The 21,757-nt window shown below is 64.6% G+C and carries 19 protein-coding genes and 1 pseudogene; 9 read left to right on the top strand and 11 right to left on the bottom strand.

The features are described from left to right. Both DV027_RS17615 and DV027_RS12160 read right to left on the bottom strand, forming a co-directional pair. Positions 1 to 180 (bottom strand): annotated as a pseudogene (locus DV027_RS17615) (hypothetical protein); the annotation flags it as partial. A 541-nt stretch (positions 181 to 721) separates the two neighbouring features. Further along, the gene (locus DV027_RS12160; protein ID WP_165399186.1) at positions 722 to 1,792 is read right to left on the bottom strand and encodes a COX15/CtaA family protein; all 1,071 of its coding nucleotides are present in this window, start codon (positions 1,790 to 1,792) and stop codon (positions 722 to 724) included. 117 nt (positions 1,793 to 1,909) lie between these two features. Here DV027_RS12160 and DV027_RS12155 point away from each other — a divergent pair, with 117 nt between their 5' ends. The 4 genes from DV027_RS12155 to DV027_RS12140 all read left to right on the top strand — a co-directional run bounded on the left by DV027_RS12155 (position 1,910) and on the right by DV027_RS12140 (position 7,074). Continuing rightward, positions 1,910 to 2,602: a TVP38/TMEM64 family protein gene (locus DV027_RS12155; protein WP_130732177.1), complete on the top strand. Its 693-nt coding sequence runs from the start codon at positions 1,910 to 1,912 to the stop codon at positions 2,600 to 2,602. A gap of 86 nt (positions 2,603 to 2,688) precedes the next feature. After that, positions 2,689 to 3,987, top strand: a complete 1,299-nt coding sequence (locus DV027_RS12150; RefSeq protein ID WP_130732175.1) for a multidrug effflux MFS transporter — start codon at positions 2,689 to 2,691, stop codon at positions 3,985 to 3,987. A 185-nt stretch (positions 3,988 to 4,172) separates the two neighbouring features. After that, the gene (locus DV027_RS12145) at positions 4,173 to 4,703 is read left to right on the top strand and encodes an adenine phosphoribosyltransferase (RefSeq protein WP_129551551.1); all 531 of its coding nucleotides are present in this window, start codon (positions 4,173 to 4,175) and stop codon (positions 4,701 to 4,703) included. Between the two features lie 136 nt (positions 4,704 to 4,839). Then, the gene (locus DV027_RS12140) at positions 4,840 to 7,074 is read left to right on the top strand and encodes an FUSC family protein (protein WP_130732174.1); all 2,235 of its coding nucleotides are present in this window, start codon (positions 4,840 to 4,842) and stop codon (positions 7,072 to 7,074) included. A 159-nt stretch (positions 7,075 to 7,233) separates the two neighbouring features. On the opposite strand, the gene accC is transcribed toward DV027_RS12140, so the two are convergent. Genes accC through aroQ form a run of 3 tightly spaced genes read right to left on the bottom strand, consistent with a single transcriptional unit; the run spans position 7,234 to position 9,499 of the window. Next, complete coding sequence (gene accC, locus DV027_RS12135) at positions 7,234 to 8,583, bottom strand: acetyl-CoA carboxylase biotin carboxylase subunit (protein ID WP_130732173.1); 1,350 nt, start codon at positions 8,581 to 8,583, stop codon at positions 7,234 to 7,236. Beyond that, positions 8,583 to 9,047, bottom strand: coding sequence for an acetyl-CoA carboxylase biotin carboxyl carrier protein (gene accB / locus DV027_RS12130; protein WP_130732171.1), 465 nt, complete (start codon positions 9,045 to 9,047; stop codon positions 8,583 to 8,585). The genes accC and accB overlap by 1 nt, the downstream gene beginning before the upstream one ends. Continuing rightward, entirely contained in the window at positions 9,044 to 9,499 is a 456-nt protein-coding gene (aroQ, locus tag DV027_RS12125) for a type II 3-dehydroquinate dehydratase (protein ID WP_061274471.1), read from the bottom strand. The genes accB and aroQ overlap by 4 nt, the downstream gene beginning before the upstream one ends. 132 nt (positions 9,500 to 9,631) lie before the next feature. Between aroQ and DV027_RS12120 the strand changes: the two genes are divergently transcribed. Then, entirely contained in the window at positions 9,632 to 10,174 is a 543-nt protein-coding gene (locus DV027_RS12120) for a septal ring lytic transglycosylase RlpA family protein (protein WP_130732169.1), read from the top strand. A gap of 50 nt (positions 10,175 to 10,224) precedes the next feature. On the opposite strand, the gene DV027_RS12115 is transcribed toward DV027_RS12120, so the two are convergent. Continuing rightward, positions 10,225 to 11,166 (bottom strand): YihY/virulence factor BrkB family protein, encoded by a 942-nt coding sequence (locus DV027_RS12115; protein WP_130732167.1) that lies wholly within the window; start codon positions 11,164 to 11,166, stop codon positions 10,225 to 10,227. Between the two features lie 378 nt (positions 11,167 to 11,544). Here DV027_RS12115 and DV027_RS12110 point away from each other — a divergent pair, with 378 nt between their 5' ends. Then, a complete protein-coding gene (locus tag DV027_RS12110) occupies positions 11,545 to 12,675 on the top strand; it encodes a type III PLP-dependent enzyme (RefSeq protein WP_078525700.1) in 1,131 nt (376 codons plus the stop codon). Between the two features lie 125 nt (positions 12,676 to 12,800). Then, positions 12,801 to 13,205 (top strand): copper resistance CopC family protein, encoded by a 405-nt coding sequence (locus tag DV027_RS12105; RefSeq protein ID WP_242621884.1) that lies wholly within the window; start codon positions 12,801 to 12,803, stop codon positions 13,203 to 13,205. A 5-nt stretch (positions 13,206 to 13,210) separates the two neighbouring features. Here DV027_RS12105 and ccmB read toward each other — a convergent pair whose 3' ends face one another. Together ccmB and ccmA are read right to left on the bottom strand one after the other, a co-directional pair. Then, entirely contained in the window at positions 13,211 to 13,891 is a 681-nt protein-coding gene (gene ccmB / locus DV027_RS12100) for a heme exporter protein CcmB (RefSeq protein WP_110569641.1), read from the bottom strand. Then, on the bottom strand, positions 13,888 to 14,532 hold the full coding sequence (gene ccmA, locus DV027_RS12095; protein WP_174520941.1) for a heme ABC exporter ATP-binding protein CcmA: 645 nt from the start codon (positions 14,530 to 14,532) through the stop codon (positions 13,888 to 13,890). Before ccmA ends, ccmB begins: the two co-directional genes overlap by 4 nt. Positions 14,533 to 14,813: 281 nt before the next feature. Here ccmA and acnA point away from each other — a divergent pair, with 281 nt between their 5' ends. Together acnA and DV027_RS12085 are read left to right on the top strand one after the other, a co-directional pair. Then, complete coding sequence (gene acnA, locus DV027_RS12090) at positions 14,814 to 17,507, top strand: aconitate hydratase AcnA (RefSeq protein WP_130732163.1); 2,694 nt, start codon at positions 14,814 to 14,816, stop codon at positions 17,505 to 17,507. 224 nt (positions 17,508 to 17,731) lie between these two features. Further along, complete coding sequence (locus tag DV027_RS12085) at positions 17,732 to 18,628, top strand: LysR family transcriptional regulator (protein WP_110569639.1); 897 nt, start codon at positions 17,732 to 17,734, stop codon at positions 18,626 to 18,628. A gap of 123 nt (positions 18,629 to 18,751) precedes the next feature. Here DV027_RS12085 and DV027_RS12080 read toward each other — a convergent pair whose 3' ends face one another. From DV027_RS12080 to DV027_RS12070, 3 genes are all read right to left on the bottom strand, one after another. Beyond that, positions 18,752 to 19,693 (bottom strand): hypothetical protein, encoded by a 942-nt coding sequence (locus DV027_RS12080; protein ID WP_130732161.1) that lies wholly within the window; start codon positions 19,691 to 19,693, stop codon positions 18,752 to 18,754. Between the two features lie 66 nt (positions 19,694 to 19,759). After that, entirely contained in the window at positions 19,760 to 21,031 is a 1,272-nt protein-coding gene (locus DV027_RS12075) for an AAA family ATPase (RefSeq protein WP_130732159.1), read from the bottom strand. Continuing rightward, positions 21,028 to 21,666, bottom strand: coding sequence for a hypothetical protein (locus tag DV027_RS12070; protein WP_130732157.1), 639 nt, complete (start codon positions 21,664 to 21,666; stop codon positions 21,028 to 21,030). Before DV027_RS12070 ends, DV027_RS12075 begins: the two co-directional genes overlap by 4 nt. Between the last annotated feature and the right edge of the window lie 91 nt (positions 21,667 to 21,757).

Below are 21,757 nucleotides of genomic sequence, written 5' to 3'. Positions count from 1 at the left end.
CCCGCCGCCATGCCAGCCGCCACCACCGCCGCCACCATGCCAGCCCCCACCGCCACCGCGCGGGCCGCCGCCACCAAAGCCGCCGCCGCCGTGGGGGGCAGCATGGGCGGGCAGGCTCAGTGAGCCGCATGCGATCAGTGCCAGCGTCACGCCTGTCAGTGCCTGTTTCAGCTTGTGCATGTTCCATTCCTGCATGTCTTGATGGGGTTTATCGCAGAAAATCACCGAGCGGGAAAAGACGCGGCGCGGCCGCTCTCCTGACGCCGCATTGCATAACGCTGGGATTGCCGCGCCGGATGCCCTTGTGGGCGCAGGGAGACGGGTGCGCGCCTCTTTATTCATGAATGGCATTTCTGCCCGGTTTGGGCCGATGCGCAAGCGTGGGGTGCAGCGCCGTAACACTCCGTAGCATAAACCCGCCTCAGCGCCGGATCAGGTGTGCATGGCCAGCAAACCATTATCGAAACAGACAGGAGCTAAGAGACTGTTTGAAAACAATTCATTGATAAAAAAATGACAAAAGTTTTTGGGTGCCGCCTTATTTTTCAAAAAGGCGGTGTTCTTCGAAGCTTTTTGAAAAAAGCTTCACCAAGAACTTCCTTATGATTTCTGGATGTTTGCTGGGCTAACTTTTCAAACAGTCTCTAAATTAAAAGTTTCCGGTGCCGCCTTATTTTTCAAACGGCGGCGTTCGTTTGATCCATCGCGTATTCCAATACGCTCAGGGTCGGCCAACCCCACGCAGCCGGTGCAGCGTGATGATGGCCGCCGTCAGCACGATGGCGGCACAGGTCTGGTGCACCGTGCCCGCCCATACCGGCACGACCAGCAGCAGCGTGGTCACACCCAGCGCGTATTGCACCAGCACCAGCCAGCCCAGCATGGTCAGGGCCGCATGCACGTCCTTGCCCAGTTGCGGCGTGCGCAGCCCCAGCACGATTGTCACGCCAATCAGCACCACCGTGGTGGTGGCCAGCAGCCGGTGGTCGAACTGGATGGCGGGAATGTTCTGGAACCAGTTCAGCCAGAAGGGATGCAGCTTCGCATAACCCTGCGGGATCAGGTGTCCATCCATGAGGGGGAAGGTATTGTAGGCGAAGCCCGCATGCGTACCTGCCGTAAAGCCGCCCGCGATCACGGTTATGCCCACCAGCAGGCAGATGGCCCAGACCAGCGCGTGCACGCGCCGCACTTCCGGGATTGCGGGAATGAAGGCGGGGCGTGGCGTGCGCACGGACAGCGCCGTCCACAAGATGGCGATGTAAAGCGCGAAGGCGCAGCACAGGTGCAGTACCAGGCGCACGGGGGCGACCGCCGTGCTGTCCGGGTTGAAGCCCGATGCCACCATGAACCACCCGATGGCGCCCTGCAGCCCGCCCAGCACGAAAAACAGCACCAGCCGCAGCGCCAGCCCCCGGCTCAGCGCCCCGGTGATGGAAAACCACACCAGCGGTACCAGCAGCACGAAGCCCATCAGCCGCCCCCAGAAGCGGTGCGTCCACTCCGCCCAGAAGATCTGCTGGAAGCCCGCAAGCCCGAAGCCATCATGCAGGATCTTGTATTGCGGGATGGTCTTGTACAGTTCGAACTGCCGCTCCCACTCCGCATGGCTCAGCGGCGGGATCATGCCGGTAATGGGCCGCCAGTCCATGATCGACAGGCCCGAGCCGGTCAGGCGCGTGTAGCCGCCAAGGGCGATCATGCCCACGAGCATGAAGCAGATGGCGAACAGCCATGTGGAGATACGCTGCCTGTTGCGCAGATCCTGCGCGGAAGGGGGCGTGCGGCCCATCAGGGAGCCAGTGGAAGGATATGCGGACATAACCGGATTTAGACTGGCCTTGCAGTCAGCCGCAAGGCGATGCTAGGCGCGGAGGAACATATATTCTTCCATGACCGGGACGCACGCATGACCGCACCGCACGCCGCACCGCCCGCGCCCGGAGTACAGGGCAGCCTGCGCGTGATGGCCCGGCCCCTGCTTCTGCTGGCGGCCTTTGTCGCGTTGACGGTGGTGCTGGGCCGCCTGCCGGGCGTGCGCGGCATGCTGGCGGCGGGGCATGGCCTGCAGGCGGGCGCGGGCGGCGTGGCCGTGTTCGTGCTGCTGGGCAGCGTATTTTGTGGGCTGGGCCTGCCCCGGCAGGCGGTGTGCTTTGCCGCGGGCGCCGCCTACGGAATCGGGGCCGGATGCGCGTTGGCCACGCTGGCCACGGTGGCCGGGTGCCTGTGGGGCTATGGCTGGGGCCGGTGGGCGGGGCGCGTGCGCATGCCCGCCCGCCTTGGTGCAACCCTGGCGCGGGTGGAAGGTTGCGTACGCGTGGCCCCCTTCGCCTCGGTGCTGGCGCTGCGGCTCATGCCGGTGGGTTCGGCACTGCTGCTCAACCTGGCCGCGGGCATGCTGGGGGTCAGGGTCGTACCGTTCGTGCTGGCTACCCTGCTGGGCAGCCTGCCGCAGACCGTGGTGTTCGTGCTGGTGGGCACGGGCATGCGGCTTGGCGGGGGCGCGCGCATCGGGGTTGCCATCGGGCTGTTTGGCCTTTCCGCGCTGGTGGGGCTGTGGCTCATGCGCCGCATGCGCGGCTTGCCGCCATGGCGGGAATGAATTGCAGTGATGCTGTAATTAGAGGGTGAAAAAATGGACCACGCTGGTCTACTAGTCCCCACAGTCCTTTAATATTGGAGCGCCTCATGGGCTCATCCGTAACGGCGGGCCGTCCGGCAGAAACCCCCGTGCCTGAAACGACCGGCCGCCCCATGGGCTGGATCGCAATCCTGCTGGGGTTCCTGACTGCGGTCGGCCCGGTCTCGACCGATATCTACCTGCCCGCCTTCCCCGAGCTTGAAGCCACGCTGCATGGCCGTGCGGGCTCGGCGCAGATGACGCTGGCGGTATGGTTCGTGGGGCTGGCCATCGGCCAGATCACCATGGGCCCGCTATCGGACCGATTCGGCCGCCGCAGGCCCATGCTGCTGGGCACGCTGGTCTATACGCTGGCCTCGGTCGGGTGCGCCATGGCGCGTGACATTCCCACCTTTTCGTTCTTCCGTTTCGTGGCCTCGCTCGGGGCTTCGGCCAGCCTGATCATTCCGAGTGCCTGCGTGCGCGACATGTCGCATGGCAATGAATCCGCGCGGCTGATGTCGCGGCTGGTGCTGGTGATGGGGGTCGTGCCCATTCTGGCGCCCACGCTGGGCGGGCTGGTGCTGTCGATCGCGTCGTGGCGGTCGATCTTCTGGGCGGCAGCGGTCTATGGCGTGATCTGCATCGGGCTGATCTGGCGCGTCCTGCCCGAGACCCTGCAGCCCGCCAACCGCAGCGAGTTCTCGCCGGTAACCCTGTTCAGCCGCTATGTCATGCTGGCGCGTGACCGGGGGTTCATCACCCATGCCATGATCGCGGGTTTCGCGTGCTTCATGTCCTTTACCTACCTGTCGGCAGCGCCTTCGGTGTTCATCCACCAGTTCGGGCTTACGCCGGCGCATTTCGGCATGATGTTTGGCGTGTTCGCGGTGTGCATGATCGGGGCCTCGCAGCTTAACGGCGTGCTGGTGGGGCGCATTGATGCCGCCCGCATCCTCGGCGTCTCGGTCGGTGTTGCAGTGGCAGGCACCATTTCCATGACGGTGATGGCCGTTGTCATTGCGTTTGCCATGCAGCATGGCGGTCACCCGCCACTGTGGATGATGGGCCTGCTGATCCTGGCCATGATGGTCTCGCTGGGCACGACCGGCATCATCGGGCCCAATGCCACGGTGGGCGCGCTGGCCGACCACCCGCGTTTTGCGGGCAGTGCCTCGGCTTTTGTCGGCACGCTGCAATATGTGCTCGGCGCCGTGGCCGGTGCGTTCGTGGGCATGCTGCCCGCCAACTCGCCGCTGCCCATGGCGGGCGTGATGCTGATGGGGGCCGCGATCATGATGGTGATGGTGCTGCTGCGCCCCGCCCGCGTGCCCACGTCCCTCCCAGCCGGGGCGGCTGAGGAATAAAATCTTCTTCCTCCCGCCCTGGCGCGTGATGGATGCCAAAGCATGCGCAAGGGGTGCGGATGGGGTTGTCGGGCTGGCGCGTGGCGGCTACAGCGGGGGGCCGTCCAGTGGGCGACAGTTTTTCGTGAACGGGGCGCGTATGTCCCGGATTTGTATGACCATGCAACGGGGACCGTGCACCGATCATGACGACCGCCCAGATCGACCTGAAACAGTATATTCGCCATATCCCGGATTTTCCCAAGCCCGGTATCCTGTTCTACGATATCTCGACGCTGATGCGGAACGCCGATGCCTGGCAGATCGCCATGGGCCGCCTTGCCGCCGCCGTTGCACCGTGGGCGCCTGATGTGCTGGCCGCCATCGAATCGCGCGGGTTCCTGACGGCAGCGCCCCTTGCCAGCCGCCTGGGCTGTGGGCTGGTCATGCTGCGCAAGCCGGGCAAGCTGCCGGGCGAGACGGTATCCTACAGCTATGATCTGGAATACGGCTCCGATTCGCTGCACATCCAGGCCGATGCGATCCTGCCCGGCCAGCGCGTGGTGGTGATGGATGACCTGCTGGCGACCGGCGGCACGCTGGTGGCCTCGGTGGCCCTGCTGCACAAGGTGGGTGCCAATGTGGTGGGGGCTGCCACCCTGATCGAACTGACCGGCCTTGGTGGCCGCGACCGGCTGGATGTGCCGGTCAAGACGCTCGTCTCTTACGACGAATAACCTGCCGTCCGGGCGCTGGTGGCATGCGGCATACGCTTTCTTCCATGCGGCCATTCGGCTGTGAGCCTGTTCGTACAACCGGTATGGTGTACGATATGCAGGCATCGTATCTGGACAGGGGGAGCCACGCGCCGGGATGAAAGGTCTTGAGCTTTCCCTGACCCGTTTTCAGGATCAGATACGGGCATTTTTCCGGCGGCTGTGGCCGCCGGGCATGACCCTGCGCCAGGACCATCTGCGGTGGCTGTACGCGCCGGGCATCTTCACCTTCGGCTATGCGCTGCGCACCACCATCACCTCGCTCATCGCGCTGGGTATTGCGCTGTGGTGGGAGCTTGGCAGCCCGCAATGGGCGGCGCTCACGGTGTGGATGGTGGCGCAGGGCACGCGCGGCAAGAGTGTTGCCAAGGCGCGGTGGCATCTGTTCGGCATGGTGGTGGGCACGATCTGCGCCGTGCTGCTGGTGGCGGCGTTTCCACAGGCGCCGCTCATGTTCATCCTGCTGCTGGCCATCGGCATCGGCACGTTCTGCTTTATCGGCACGTTGCTGCCCGGCCCCGCCACCATGACCAACTACCGCATTCACGGCATGCGGGCGAGCGGGTTCACCTACGCCATCATCTCGCTTGATGGCATTGCCGACCCGCAGAACATCTTCATGACCGCCATGTCGCGCGCGACCTATATCGTGCTGGGCATCGTGCTCGAGAGTACGGTCTCCTCGCTGTTCCAGTTCAAGCTGGCCAAGCGCGCGGAAGACCGGCTGGCCGACAATTTCATGACCGCCATCAACGGCGCGGCCCAGACATTGGCCTCCCTGCTGTCGGGCAATACGCAGGTGCTCAAGCAGGCGCGGGGCGTGTTCTCCAACATCACCACGCTGAGCGACCAGATCGAGTTTGCCGAGGTCGAGATGGGGGCTCATCGCGGCCATGAAGGAGATCATGCCCGCGCGGCCCTTGCGCGTGTGGCCATGCTGCTCTCGCGCGGGCTCGACCTTGCCGCCCTCATGCAGGGGCCGGTGGGCCAGCCCGATGCTGCCTTCAATGCGACATCGAGCAAGGTGCAGGCCTTCCTCAAGGACATGGCGGGCGAGCTTGAGGCCAGTGACGACATCCACCCCGTGCTGGCCCGGCTGGCGGAACTGCAGGCGGCGTGCCGGCAGAGCGTGGCCGATTCCCTCGACCAGGAAATGGGCAGCCCCGGCAGCCTGCCGGTCGACCCGCAACTGGTGCAGATGCTCTCGCAGCAGCGCATGCTCAATTACGCGCTGGGCCAGATCCTTGATGAACTGGAACAGGCGCTGATCCAGTTCGACGCCAGCCGCAACCCGCTGGCGCATGACCATTTTCACTACCGGCTCAAGACCTTCCGCGACTGGCAGCAGGCCTTTACCAACAGCCTGCGCGCGTCTGTCACGATCTTCGGGGCGGGGGTGATCTGGATCACGACCGCCTGGTCGGCGGGGCTGACCTTCATCATGTTCGTCTCCATCGTGTGCAGCCTGTTCTCCACGCTGGAAAAACCTGCCCTTGCCACCCGCGCTTTCCTAGGCGGCGCCATTATCGCCTCGATCGTGGGGGGCATACTGGTGCTGTGGCGGCTGGCCGAGCCCACCACGTATGAAATCATGGCGGTGTGCCTGTTCCTGCCCATGCTGGCGGGCGGGCTGGCCTTTGCCTATCCGGCGCTGATCCTTGGCGCCGTGTCGTACAACCTGTTCCTGCCCATCCTGCTCGGGCCGGGCAACCAGAGCCGGCTGGACGAGGTGGCGTTCTTCAACACCGCCATGCCGCTGGTGGTCGGGCTGTGGTATGCGATGTGGGCGTTCAGGCTGGTGCTGCCGTTCGATACGAACGACATGCGCTGGCAGATGCGCACCGGCATCCTGCGTGGGCTGCGCTACGTGGCGCGCGCGCGCACGCTGCCCACCACGCTGTATGTGGTCGAGCACAACGTGGACCGCTTCGTGCGCCTGCTGACCAATGCGGAAAACACGCCCGACACCATTATCGACGCCTACCTGCAGGGCATCCTGTCAGCCATGACCATCGGGCTGAACGTCATCCGCCTGCGCGCCATCCTTGAGCGGCACCTCCTGCCGCCCGAGGCGCAGCGCGTGGTGGGCGAGATGATGGGCCGCATGGCGCAGTTCAGTGGCCGTTATGGCGGGCATTACGGGCGCACGGCGCGCTCGGCCAAATTCGCCATCGTGCATCTGCAGCAGCTTGCGGGGCAGACCGATAATCTGGGCGTGCGGCTGGAAATAGACAGCGCGCTGGGGTGCCTGTACGTGATTTCGTTCGAACTGGACCACAACCAGAAATTCTTTGATGCTTCCAGCCCTTACCTTGATCCGGTCATGGCGTGACGCGCGGTATGATTTCGATGCCGTCATGCATGAGGGACGTTATCTGACGTTTCTTGGGAAAAGCTTCACCAAAAACTTCCTTCTTACGTTTTCAGCCATAAAAAAAAGCGGCCCCTGCTGTATGGCAGGAGCCGCTTTCTGTCTTGATGTAATGCGTGATCAGCCCTGCTGCTGGCGGGCCACGAAGTTTTCCAGCCAGTGAATGGTGTAGTCACCCTTGCGGAACTGGGGGTCTTCGAGGATCTTGCGGTGCAGCGGGATGACCGTCTTGACCCCTTCGATCACGAATTCATCGAGCGCGCGGCGCATGCGCTCGATCGCCTCAAGCCGGGTCGGCGCGCGCACGATCAGCTTGGCGATCATGCTGTCGTAATAAGGCGGCACGCGGTAGCCCGCATACAGCGCGCTATCGATTCGCACGCCCAGGCCACCCGGCGGGTGGTAGACCGTGATCGTGCCCGGCGTGGGCATGAAGGTCTGCGGGTCCTCGGCGTTGATGCGGCATTCGATCGCATGGCCGGAGAAATGGATGTCCGACTGGCTGTAACCAAGCGGCTCGCCCGCCGCGATGCGGATCTGCTCGCGCACGAGGTCCACGTCGCACACCATTTCCGTCACCGGATGCTCCACCTGCAGGCGGGTGTTCATCTCGATGAAGCAGAACTGCCCGTCCTGGTACAGGAACTCCAGCGTGCCCGCGTTGCGGTAGCCGAGCTTGGTCAGGGCGGAGGTGGCAATCGCGCCGATCTCGTCACGCTGCGTGGCTGTCAGGGCGGGGGAGCCCGCCTCTTCCAGCAGCTTCTGGTGGCGGCGTTGCAGCGAGCAGTCACGCTCGCCATAATGCACCACGTTGCCATGCGTGTCGGCCATGATCTGGAGTTCGATATGGCGCGGCTTGTCGAGGTATTTTTCGAGGTAGACCTCGTCATTGCCAAAGGCAGCGCGGGCCTCGGTGCGGGCCACGCTCCATGCCTCCTCAAGGTCGGCCTCGGTGGGGGCGACCTTCATGCCGCGCCCGCCGCCACCGGCGGCAGCCTTGATCAGCACGGGGTAGCCGACTTTCGCCGCAACCTCGCGCGCCTGCTCCAGGCTCTCCAGCGCGCCATCCGAGCCGGGCACCAGCGGCACGCCCAGCGCCATCATGGTGGTCTTGGCGGTGATCTTGTCGCCCATCATGCGGATATGTTCCGCCGTCGGCCCGATGAAGGTCAGGCCGTGGGCCTCGACCGTCTCGGCAAAATCGGCGTTTTCCGACAGGAATCCATAGCCGGGATGGATGGCGTCCGCCCCGGTGATGGTGGCCGCCGAGAGGATGGCCGCGACATTGAGGTACGAATCGCGGCTGGCGGGCGGCCCGATGCACACGGCTTCATCCGCAAGGCGGACATACATGGCATCCGTATCGGCCGTGGAGTGCACGGCAACGGTCCGGATGCCCAGTTCGCGGCAGGCCCGCAGGATGCGCAGGGCGATCTCGCCACGATTGGCAATGAGGATCTTGGAAAACATTACTCTATGATGACCAGCGCTTCGCCAAACTCGACCGGGTCGCCGGACTGCACCAGGATCCGGCTGACCGTGCCTGCGCGCGGGGCCTTGATCTGGTTGAAGGTCTTCATGGCCTCGATCAGCAGCAGCGTCTGGCCGGCGGCCACCTGCTGGCCTTCGGTCACGAAAGCGGGGGAGGACGGATCGGGCGCCAGGTAGGCCACGCCCACCATCGGGCTGGTGACCGCGCCGGGGTGCTTGGACAGGTCGGCCGGGTTGGCGGCGGGCGGGGCCACGGGCGTGGGCGCAACCGGTGCCGCGGCCACGGGGGCCGGGGCGGGCACGGCATGCGCCACGGGGGCGGCGGCGCGCACCACGCGAATGCGGTTGTCCTTTTCCGCGATCTCGATTTCGGTCAGGCCGGTATCGGTGAGAATTTCAGCCAATGCCCGTATGGCATCCGCATCCACGAGCAGTCGGCTCATTGATCGTCCTCGTCCAGAATCATGTCTGTCATGGCCTGAAGCGCCAGGGCATACCCCCGTACGCCCAGCCCGCATATGACGCCAATGGCGGCCTGGGAGACGTAGGAGTGATGACGGAAGGCTTCACGGCGGTGAATGTTGGAGATGTGCACCTCGATCACCGGCAGATCAACGGCCAGCAGCGCGTCGAGTATGGCAACCGAGGTGTGGGAATAGGCCGCCGGGTTGATGATGATGCCGCGTGCGCGGCCCCGGCATTCCTGTATCCATGAAACGAGTTCCCCCTCGCCATTGGTCTGGCGGAAGTCGATGGCGACATCGAGCCGTTCGGCGGCCTGGACACAGACCTGCTCCACGTCATCAAGCGTGGCATGGCCATAGACCTCGGGCTGTCGCAGTCCGAGCATGTTCAGGTTTGGGCCGTTCAGCACGGCAATGAGAGGGCGCTCCATGATGCACGCGCCTAGCACGCCCGCCGCCCGGTTCCAAGTCCGATCATGCGTCAGGCCCTCCTTGCAGCGCCCCTGCGCCCGGCCTGCAGGCTGAATTATGCCTTGCGGGTCCAATTATGCTATGGTGGCGTCATGACAGGAAAAACCGATCATAGGCCAGCAGGCGGGGCGCGGGGCGGTAATGCGGCGCGTCTCGGGGCTTCTGTGGCGGTGGCATGCCTGATGCTGGCAATATCGGGCCTGCCCGGCGCGGCGCAGGCGGCGGCACGGCATGCGGCCACTACCACGCGGCACGGCGCGCGTGCCAGCGTAAGGCGCCCGCCCGCCATGGCGCATGTGCCTGCCAACTGGAACCAGCACGGCCTGGCAAGCTGGTATGGCACGGGCAGGCAGAACGGACATGCCACCGCCTCGGGCGAGCAGTTCGACCCCGATGCGCTGACCGCCGCCCACACCCAGCTGCCGCTGGGCACGCGGGTCAGGGTGCATGCCGTCAGCACCGGGCGCTCGGTCGTGGTCAGGGTCAATGACAGGGGGCCGTATCGTGGGCACCGCATCATCGACCTGTCACCCGAGGCCGCGCGGCAGCTGGGCATCATGGGCCGTGGCGTCTCGACCGTTGAAATAGAACCCGCGCGCGAGGCGGATGAGGAAGTAGCCAGCGCCACACGCTAGGAACGCTTCCTTAATAAAGAAGTATCACGCATGCGGGCGCCTGCGCATGTTCAGAGGCGCTGGTGCTTGGTCCAGCCTTCCATTGTCTTGTTGGGCGAGCAGCGCAGCTTCATCTCGATCTCGAGTCCCGCATTCAGTTCCGCGCCGAGCAGCACCACATAGGCCGAGACATAAAACCACATCATGATGGCGATGAACGCGCCCAGCGGCCCATAGGTGGCGCTGTAGCCCGCGATATGGCTGACATAATACGAGAACCCCGCCGAGGAGAGCAGCCACAGCAGCGTGGCCCCGATCGAGCCGGGCAGGATGCACCGCCAGTAGGTATGGGGCCGGTTGGGGCCAAAGCGGTACAGCGCCGAGCACAGCGACAGCACGAACAGAAGCATGAGCATGGGCCCGCCCATGCGCACCAGCAGCTCGACCGAGCCGGGCGGGGGGGCGAGTTCAAGCTTCTGTGGCAGGTAGTCGAGCAGGAACGGCAGGCCCACCATCAGCGCCAGCGTGAGGATGCCGCCGCAGATCGAGCAGAAGGTCAGCGCCATGCCCATGGCCTGGAAGCGCAGGAAGCTGCGGGTTTCGGGCGTGTTGTAGGCCACGTTCATCGCCAGGATGAGCGAGCGCGTGGCGGCCGAGGCCGACCATGTGGCGATGGTGGTGGAGATGATCAGGTTGAGTGTAAGCGATGAATGCGATTCGGCTACCAGCAGGTGGATGCGCGCGCCGATCATGTCATAGGCCGAAGGCGGCAGCACGTTGCGCAGCACCACGAGCTGGGGCTCCACCGTCTGCGGGTCGAACAGGAGGCCATAGAGCGAGATGAGCGTGCTCATGGCCGGGAAAAGCGAGAGCGTGGCGTAGAACGCACAGCCTGCCGCAGCCAGCGTGATCTGGTCAGATACGATGTTGCGGGCGACCTGCCGCAGCACTTTCCTCACCTGCTGCATGGAAAAATGCGGCAGGTGGGGCGCAGGCGGGGGTATGTCCGTCATATCGATTTCAGTAGATGAGGAACCAATCAAGGCGGGCTTCTTGTCCTGTTGTGCGGTGGCACGCCGGGCGCGGAGTGGCGCGGCCTGTGTGCATTGTGCCACGATCGTGTGATCCTAAAGGAAAAATTGCGGACCGTGAGGATTTTTCTATTGCGTCGGGCGCGTATTGTGCGCATATGCGCTCCCTACGCAACAACGCACGTGCCACTGGCCCTCTGAGGTTACGCAACGACGTCAAGCGTTCTGGCAATCGGGCCACCACATGGTGGGGGTCCTTATTGGTCGCTGGTCCGTTAGACCGTTTCGCAACATCTGTCCGTTTGTGCAATTCCAGAATTGTGTTCATCCGGGCGGCAGTACAGAAGGGATTTGGGTGCGATGACTCCCAAAATCGCTCGTTATCTGGCTGAGCAGGCTCCTGCCACGCCATGCCTTATCGTTGATGTCGACCGGGTGGAAGAACGCTACCGCGCCCTGCGCGAGGCGCTGCCGCTGGCCCGGATCTACTACGCCGTAAAGGCCAATCCCGCCCGTGAGATCCTGACCCGCCTGGTGGGTCTTGGCTCGTCGTTCGATGCCGCCTCGTGGGAAGAGATTTCCATGTGCCTCGAAGCAGGCGCGCGGCCGGCCGATGTCTCGTTTGGCAACACGGTCAAGAAGGCCTCGAACATCGCCCGTGCATTTGCCGCAGGCGTGGACATGTTCGCCTTTGACTGCGCGGAAGAACTCGAGAAGCTGGCCCGCCACGCACCGGGTTCGCGCGTCTACTGCCGCCTGATCGTGGAGAACGAGGGCGCTGACTGGCCGCTGTCGCGCAAGTTTGGCACCACGCTGGACAATGCACGCGACCTGATGCTGCGCGCGCGTGACCTCGGACTTGACCCCTATGGCCTGTCCTTCCACGTGGGCAGCCAGCAGACCGAGACCGGCGCGTACGAGGCGGCGATCGCCCGCGTGGGCATGCTGTTCACCGACCTCAAGGCCGCGGGGCTTGACCTGCGCATGGTCAACCTTGGTGGCGGGTTCCCCATCCGCTACCGTGACGACGTGCCGGGCATCGACCGCTTTGCCGTGGCCATCAGCCACGCCATGACCGAGCATTTCGGCAATGACCTGCCGGAAATGATCATCGAGCCGGGTCGCTTCATGGTGGGTGATGCGGGTGTCGTGTCATCGGAAGTGGTGCTGGTCAGCCGCCGTGGCATGGATGACGGCGTGCGCTGGGTCTATCTTGACATCGGGCGGTTCGGCGGCCTGGCCGAGACCGAGGGCGAGGCCATCCGCTACGGCATCCGCACCCCGCATGATGGCACGGCAACAGGCCCGGTCGCCATTGCAGGCCCGACCTGCGACGGGGCGGACATCATGTATGAAAAAACCCCCTACGCCCTGCCGCTGGGGCTGGAATCGGGCGACCGGATCGAACTGCTGTCCACCGGGGCATATGTCTCGACCTACTGCTCGACCGGGTTCAATGGCCTCAAGCCGATCCAGGAACACTATATCTGATCGCGTCCTGCACGGTCTGGACACGTCTGAATAAAACAGGGCGGCGGGACGAAAGTCTTGCCGCCCTGCGTGTATCGGGGGGATACACAGGGCAGTTCCATCCTTGCCGGAGGTGTTCCTTGCCCGTGTCCCGTGTTTCAACGCTGCGTTTGCTGGGCCTGTCCTTCCTCGGGTGTGTCGTGGCGGTGCGGGCGTCTGCCGCCCCCGTGCTGGTTCACGCCACGCCAGCGGCAGGGCAGCATGTGCCTGCGGGCAATGTGGCGATCAAGCTGGGCTATAACAGCGTGATCGACCCGTTCCGCGCGCGCCTGCTCCTGCTGGGCCCAAGCGGTGTGCCGCAACTGCTTGCGGCCTCTCCCAGTGATGATGAACAGCAGGGCCTGGCCACCACCGTGGCGCTCACGCCGGGGCATTACGTGCTGCACTGGCGCATGCGCGCGCCCGGCGGCACGCCTGCGGAAGGCAATGTGCCCTTTGATGTCGACCCCGCAGGCCCCGCAATTGCAGCAGCGCCCGCGGGCGGGAAGTAGCCGCCTTATTCCACCGCCGCCCGCAGCCCGGCGCCTGCTGCCAGCGGGCAGAGCGGCAGGGCCGCGGCAAGGAACGCGCCCAGCAGTTCAAGGTCCGGCCCCCATGACAGGCCGGTCTGCGCCGCATCAAGCGCTGCCGCGCCAAAGATCAGCGCGGGTGTGGTCAGCGGCAGCACCAGCAGCGGCAGCAGCACGCCGCCGCGCCGCGCGCCCAGCACGACCGATGCCGCCATGCCGCCAATGAGCGAGAGGATGAGCGTGCCCAGCAGTAGCCCGGTCAGCAGTACCACCATGGAGGTGGTGGGCATGCCGAGCATGATGGCCAGCGGCCCTGCTGCCAGCAGCAGCGGCAGGCCGGTGGTCAGCCAGTGAGCCATCATCTTGGCCAGCGCGATGAGCGAGGGCGGCAGGCCGGTCATGAGCAACTGGTCCAGCGAGCCATCTTCCAGCTCCGAGCCGAACAGCCGGTCAAGCGGCAGGAGGGCCGCAAGCAGCGCGCACACCCACACGATGCCCGGCGCCATGCGCCGCAGCAGTTCGGGCGAGGGGCCAAGGGCGAGCGGGAACAGCGCGCCCGCAAGGATGAAGAACAGCACCGCTCCCAGCGTGTCGGCCCCGTGGCGCAGTGCGAGCCGCAGGTCGCGTTCGAGGATGGCGGTGATGAGGGCGGGAATCCGGAGTGTCACAGCAGGTCGTCCTCGGGGAAATCCTCCAGCGGCTGGGGGATGTCGGATTCGTTCAGCCCCGGCAGCGCATGCGTGCGGGCATCGGGCAGGGGCAGGGGAACATGGGTGGTTGCAATCACAATTCCGCCAGCCTGCCGGTGGGCGGCGAACAGGGTGCCCAGCAGCCCCATGGTATTGATATCCAGCCCCAGGCTCGGCTCATCGAGCAGCCAGAGCGGGGCCTGCGCCAGCAGCACGCGCGCCAGCGCCGCGCGGCGTTTCTGCCCCGCCGAGAGCATGCGCGCGGGCAGGTCGGCCAGGCCGGAAATGTTGAGTGATTCCATGCACAGGTCAGGATTTCCGCCGCTTGCGCGCGCGGCCAGCGTCAGGTTCTCGCGCAATGTCAGCCCCAGCTTGAGCGCATCCTGGTGGCCCAGATAGGCCACCCGCCCCGCATGCTGGCTGCGATCGGCCAGCGCATCCACGCCAGACCACAGCACATGGCCGCCTTCCGGTTTGTGCAATCCCGCCAGCACGCGCAGCAAGGTGGACTTGCCAGCCCCGTTCGGGCCGGTCAGGAGCAGGGCGTCACCAGCTTCAAGCGTAAAGCCGACACGGTCCAGAACCAGCCGTTCACCGCGGAAAACCGAGATATTTTCCACTTCCAGCAGCGGGCGGCCGGGGGGAGTAAAGGCAGGAATGACGGAAATCCTCCGGGCAATGGGCAAAGGATGGGAGTGGGACAAAAAAATGCCTGCTCCCGGTTTCTTGTTACCGGCTCCAGCTTGTGTCGCAACCGCGTCCGGGTATGTTCTACCACCGTTGGGAGATCAAGCAGGTTGTCCCCGACAAGGTCACAAACCCCGCGCCACAAAAAGGGCAGCGGAGGATACACGATCACACGGGACGATCCGTTGCTGATGCCTCGGAGGAAACAAAGCCAATGAAGACGGTTGGGCACGACTCACTGAAAACGGGCCGCACACTGAACGTGGACGGCAAGACCTACCATTATTTCTCAATCCCGGAAGCGGAAAAGACCATCGGTTCCGTCAGCCGCCTGCCAGTCAGCCTGAAAGTGCTGCTGGAGAACGTGCTGCGGTTCGAGGACGGGCATTCCTATTCCGTGGAAGATGCCAAGGCCATCGCCGAATGGCTGAAGGAAGGGCGCAGCACGAAGGAAGTGCCCTTCAAGCCCGCACGCATCCTCATGCAGGATTTCACCGGCGTTCCCGCCGTGGTTGACCTTGCCGCGATGCGCGATGGCATTCTCAAGCTCAAGGGCGACCCGCAGAAGGTGAACCCGCTGGTTCCCGTCAACCTCGTGATCGACCACTCGGTCATGGTGGACGTGGCCGGCACGCCCGACGCGCTGCAGGACAACGTGACCATCGAGTTCGAGCGCAACGGCGAGCGCTACGCCTTCCTGCGCTGGGGCCAGGAAGCGTTCGAGAACTTCTCGGTCGTGCCGCCGGGCACGGGCATCTGCCATCAGGTGAACCTCGAATACATCGCCCAGGCGGTGTGGACGGCCAATGTCGGCGGCAAGGACTATGCCTACCCCGACACCCTGTTCGGCACCGACAGCCACACCACCATGGTCAATGGCATGGGCGTGCTGGGCTGGGGCGTTGGCGGCATCGAGGCGGAAGCGGCCATGCTGGGCCAGCCCATCGCCATGCTGATCCCCGATGTGATCGGCTTCAAGATGACCGGCAAGCTGCCCGAGGGCGCCACCGCCACCGACCTGGTGCTGACGGTGACCCAGATGCTGCGCAAGAAGGGCGTGGTGGGCAAGTTCGTCGAGTTCTTCGGCCCCGCCCTTGACCACCTGCCGGTAGCCGACCGCGCGACCATCGCCAACATGGCGCCGGAATATGGCGCGACCTGCGGCTTCTTCCCCGTTGATGACCTGACGCTGGACTACCTGCGCCAGACCGGCCGTGAAGAGCACCGCATCAAGCTGACGGCGGAATACCTCAAGGCGCAGGGCATGTTCCGCCACGCCGAATCCGCCCACCCCGTGTTTACCGACACGCTGGAACTCAACCTCGAGACCATCGTACCCTCGATTGCAGGCCCCAAGCGCCCGCAGGACCGTGTGGTGCTCAAGGGTGCCGACAAGGCCTTCGAGACCGAGCTGACCGGCAGCCTGGGCGTGCCCGCGGCCGACAAGGACAAGAAGGCCAAGGTGGCTGGCACCAATTACGAGATCGGCCACGGCGACGTGGTGATCGCGGCCATCACCTCGTGCACCAACACCTCCAACCCCGCCGTGCTGATCGCGGCAGGACTGGTGGCGAAGAAAGCCCGCGCGCTGGGCCTGAAGCCCAAGCCGTGGGTCAAGACCTCGCTCGCGCCGGGCTCGCAGGTGGTGACGGATTACCTCAACCGCGCAGGCCTGCAGGACGAGCTGGACGCGATGGGCTTCAACACCGTGGGCTATGGCTGCACGACCTGTATCGGCAACTCCGGCCCGCTGGAAGATCACATCGTCGATGCGATCGAAGGCAACAAGCTGGTGGCGGTTTCGGTGCTGTCGGGCAACCGTAACTTCGAGGGGCGTATCTCGCCCAACGTGCGTGCCAACTACCTGGCCAGCCCGCCGCTGGTGGTCGCCTACTCGCTGCTGGGCACGATGCGCGAGGACATCACCACCGCGCCGCTGGGCACCTCCAAGGACGGCAAGCCGGTGTACCTCAAGGACATCTGGCCCACCAACCACGAGATCGCGGCCCTCATGGGCACCGCCATCACGCGCGAGGAGTTCATCAACCGCTACAAGCACGTAAGCCAGGGCACGAAGGAATGGCAGGCGCTGAAGGTTGCCACCGGTTCCGAGACCTACAAGTGGGATGCGTCCTCCACCTACGTGCAGGACCCGCCGTATTTCCAGGACATCACGCCCGAGCCCAAGTCGCGTGGCGACATCATCGGCGCGCGCCTGCTCGCGCTGCTGGGTGACAACATCACCACCGATCACATCTCGCCTGCCGGCGCGATCAAGGAAAGCTCGCCCGCGGGCAAGTACCTTGAAGAGCACGGCGTGGCGAAGAAGGACTTCAACTCCTACGGCTCGCGTCGTGGCAATGACCGCGTGATGGTGCGTGGCACGTTCGCCAACATCCGCATCAAGAACGAGATGCTGCCCGGCACCGAAGGGGGTGTTTCCAAGCACTTCCCCGATGGCAAGGAAGGCTCCATCTACGATGTGGCGATGGAATACAAGAAGGAGGGCGTACCCCTGGTCGTGATCGGCGGCAAGGAATACGGCATGGGCTCCTCGCGCGACTGGGCGGCCAAGGGCACCCTGCTGCTGGGCGTGCGTGCGGTCGTGGCCGAGAGCTTCGAGCGTATCCACCGCTCCAACCTGGTGGGCATGGGCGTGCTGCCGCTGCTGTTCGAGGAAGGCACGACGCGCAAGACGCTGGGCCTGAAGGGCGACGAGACCTTCGAGATCCGTGGCCTGGACAAGATCACGCCCCGCATGACCATGACCATGACCATCACCCGTGCCGATGGCTCCAAGCAGGACGTGCCCCTGCTGTGCCGTGTCGATACGCTGGATGAGGTGGAGTATTTCCGCAATGGCGGCATTCTCCAGACCGTGCTGCGTGGCATGACAAAGGCGGCCTGATAACAGGCGGCACCGTCCTGGCCTGCGCCGGGATGGAGCGATGAAGACGGCGGCCCGTAGCATGCGGGCCGCCGTTTTTTTATGGCCGCTCATCTATGCGTGGGTAGTATAAGTTACCTCTGCGTCACACACATATCGGCGGTGTTTTTTCTCTATATTGTGTATAAATACGATGCCGTTTAAAGCCGTAATTGTGTAATAACATACCGGATGTAATAGGCCCCATGGATCTGCTTTCCGCCCTGCACAGCTTTGTCCGTGTGGCTGCGACGGGATCGTTCTCCGCCGTATCAAGGGAGACTGGCGCAAGCCAGCCGACCATTTCCCGCCATATTGCCCTGCTTGAGGCTCATTACGGCGCAACCCTGTTTGCCCGCACCACCCGCAGCCTGATGATGACGGAAGACGGGCGCAGCCTCCTGCCGCACGCCTATGAAGTGCTGGAAATTCTTGAAACGGCGGAAACCGCGCTGGGCCGCAGGCGGGCCTCGGTGTCGGGGCTGGTGCGGCTGGGCGTGACCACGGCGTTCGGGCTGTACCTGACCAGCCGGCTGAGCAGCCTGCTGGAGGAACATCCCGACCTGTCGGTCGAACTGGTCATGCGCGACGGGTTTGGCGACCTGGTGGAAGAGGGACTCGACCTTGCCATCCGCATCGGCTCCATTGCCGAGGGGTCACTGATTGCCCGCCGCCTGGGTTCGGTGCATCGCTGCGTGATCGCCTCAAGCGATTACCTTGCCCGCCGTGGCACGCCCGCCCATCCGCGCGACCTGCTCAATCACCCCTGCATTGCCTACAGCTATGGCGGCACGCGGCATGACTGGCAGTTCACCCGCAAGGGCGAGAGCGAGACCACGGTGGCGGCAAACGGGCCCTTCCGCGCCAATAGCAGCGAGGCCGTGCTGCAGGCCGTGCGGGCGGGGCTTGGCATTGGCATGCTGCCGACATTTCAGGTAGAAGAGGACATCGCGGCAGGTCGCCTGGTGCACCTGCTGCCGGAATGGACCATTCCCGAACTGCCCTTCTATGCCGTGCACACCGGCCCGCGCACGCTGCCGCTGCGCACGCGCACGGTGCTTGATTTCCTGATCGAGATATCGGACGTGCTGCGTCAGGGCTAAAAGTAGAATATTGATAAAAAACAACAAAAGTCTTTGGTGAAGCTTTTTTCAAAAAGCTTCAGAGGAACGCCGCCTTTTTGCAAAAAGGGGGCACCCAAGAACGTTCCGGGTTTCAGGCCCCGTTCAGTCCAGCGGGTTGCCCTCGCCGGGGCGGGGGGCTGCAGGGTCAACCGAAAGCCGGGCGCGCTGCTCGTCGCTCGAGGCCAGCATGTCGCTGTTGAAGCCATCATGCAGCACCGGCGCCCAGCCTGCCATCCATGTATTCATGTGCTTGACGAAGGTGTCCGCGGCCGGTTGCTGCGCCAGCGCGTCCTTGGTCCAGAAATCAGGCGAGCGCAGGATCTTGGTGTCGTTGACATTGACGGGGTTGAGATAGATCGTCACCGTCTCCGCATTCATGTTGTCATCGGTGGCGGGCGTGCTGTTGACCCAGTTCGCCCTGAGCATGACCGGCGGCAGCACGAAGCCTTCCTGCTGCAGTCGCCCGGCAATGACGTTCATGTGGTTGATCGAGGCCGGATCAACCAGACGCGTGAACCAGCATTCCGTCATGGGCGGGTGACTGGCCCCGACATGCGACATGTAGTTGCGGTCGTCATGGCATTCTATGTCCATCGGCGGGCTGGCCACGTCCGGTACCGGCTGTGTCGTGCCCTTGGCCACGATCAGGCCGGTCACGACATGGCCCTGCACCCGCACCAGGACATTTTCCAGCAATTCGCCATGCGGGCCTTCGATCACGTTGATGATCGGGTGCCATACGCCTGCGGGCAGCGGCAGGATGCGCCCGGCAAACGGAATGGCCTTGGTCAGGCGGTCGGTCATGGGCATCATGGTCACGACCCCATCGCCCGGGCCGCCGCCACCGGCCTGGTCGCCATCGGCCGGTGCGTCCTGCATGCCCAGGCGGTTATGGATGGCCGTGGCGATCTGCGCCAGCCGGGGCAGCCTGCGCGTAAGATAGGCTGGCGGGAAGACGAACGTCAGCACCACGAAGGGCAAAATGAGATACAGGCACAGCCGCCATAGCGGCGCACGATACCAGAGGCGCGAAAAAGCGGACATTCAGCAGGCCATGCCTTTCGCCATGCGGGAGGCCACGGGGGCAGGGCGGAACAGCGCGGCCATGGGTCAGGAACTGATCCGGGCCTGCTGCGCGTCGCTCTTGTCCGCGATTTCGGCCACGATGCCATCTTCGTTCTGCACCACGCGCACCAGCTTGGCGCCCTGCTGGCGGGCGGTGATGAGCGAGTCGCTGATCATGTCCTCGATCGAGCGGGCCAGGTCGCGCGCGCTGGCGGCAGGGCCCATGCGGTCCTGGCGGCGCATGACCTCGAACAGCAGGGCGGGATCGATGCCCCCGGTCTCGACCTTGAGGCCATAGCTGTCGATCATCGACTCGATTTCCAGCGCGGAAACGCGGGCGATATCCAGTCCTTCGAGCGGGCGGAACACGAAGATGCGGTCCAGGCGGTTCAGCACTTCGGGCGCAAAGCCTGCCTGGCGCAGCGCCTCGACCGACTCGGCGCGCATCTTGTCGGGTTCATCGGCCAGCCGGTCCGCGATCTCGGACAGCGCATCGGTGGCGATGTTCGAGGTCAGGATGAAGATGCAGCGCACGGTCGAGATCTGCTGCCCCGTCGAGGCCTCGGTTACGTGCCCGTCATTCCATGCGGTGAGGAATTTCTTGAACACATCGGGATGCGCCTTCTCGATTTCATCGAGCAGCACCACCGCATCGGGCTTTTCCTTCAGGCCGCCGGTCAGCTTGCCGTAGGTGTCCGAGCCGACATACCCCTTGGGTGAGCCGAACAGCTGCGTTGCGGCATGCGGCGAGCTCATCTGCGTCATGTCGAAGTTGAGCAGCGGGCGATCGAGCTGGCGGGCGAGCTGCTTGGCAAGATATGTCTTGCCCGTGCCCGGCGGCCCTGCCAGCAGGAAGATCCCTACCGGCTTGCCGCGCACCTGCAGCGCCAGGCGGCGGCGCAGCTGGGTTGCCACGTCCTCGCATACCTGGTCCTGCCCGATCACGCGCGCGCGCAGGCTGGCTGCGAGTTCCTCGGCATCGATCACGGTTTCTTTCTGTTCGCGCGCCAGCATTTCTTCAAGTGCGCTACGATTTGTCAGCCTGGCCAGTACGTCCATCATCCATCCCCGTCTGCGTCGGATTCCCTTGCGGGCGAGTTTCTCGGCCCGGTTCTCGAACCACAGCCCGCTCAGCGCCAGCAGGGCGCTCGCCGCCGCTATGACCGGATAGGCCGGTGCGCACCATTCCATGAAATGCCGTATGCTGGCGAGCGAAAGATGCAACGCCATCGCGGCCTGAAAACTGCCGAGTACCAGGAAAATGACCATGGCGATCGGCACGACCCGTTCCATCAGGATCGGATAGAGCGGCTTCATTGCACCACAACCCCGATGACAAGATGGGCCCCGCGCATCAGCACCGGCAGCGGCGTGGGCCCCGGCACGAACACCGCCCCGGCATGCACGCCCATCGGGCCGGGGTCGCCCGCCGGCGTGATCGACACATCGCCTGCAATGCGGATGGGCAGGATCACGCTGCGGGGCTGCGGCCCGAGATGCACGGTCTGCACGAGACCAAGGGATTCCACGTTCACGACTGCTCCGCTGCCTGTCATGTCATACATCGGCATGTCGGCGAGTATGATTTCGCGCCGCCGCAACGCCGCCATGATCTCGGCCTGCTGCTGCAACGTAAAGCTGGTCTGGCGCAGCATGTCCGCCGCGCGCTCGGGCGAGATCATGGGCATTTCGCCCATCATGTCGGGCTTGCCCTGCACCGGCGCGTTGAGTGTCAGGTGATTGCCGCCACCGCCCCGGCCGCCGCCAGCCTCGGCTGCGACGGGGGGCGTCTGGCTGCCGCTGCCGCCCTCCTGCGGGGTCAGGAACCCGCCTGCGCCCAAACCCCCGCCTGCCACGACGGCCGCGATCAGCCCCACCACGACCAGCTTGCGGCTGGATGGGCGTTCGCTGCGTTCCCGTGTCGGTTCCGGCGGGGAGGGCGTGGGCATCATGCGTACATAATGCGGGCGAGGCGGGGAGAATGGCAAGACGTTAAGAGAGAGGAAATGTAACCCCCGCGTGCCCATATAGTCCTTGCGGTCA

Origin of the sequence: Komagataeibacter xylinus (assembly GCF_004302915.1) — a bacterium.
In the GTDB taxonomy this organism is placed as follows: Bacteria; Pseudomonadota; Alphaproteobacteria; order Acetobacterales; family Acetobacteraceae; genus Komagataeibacter; species Komagataeibacter xylinus_C.
This window is presented reverse-complemented; position numbering and strand designations above follow the sequence as displayed.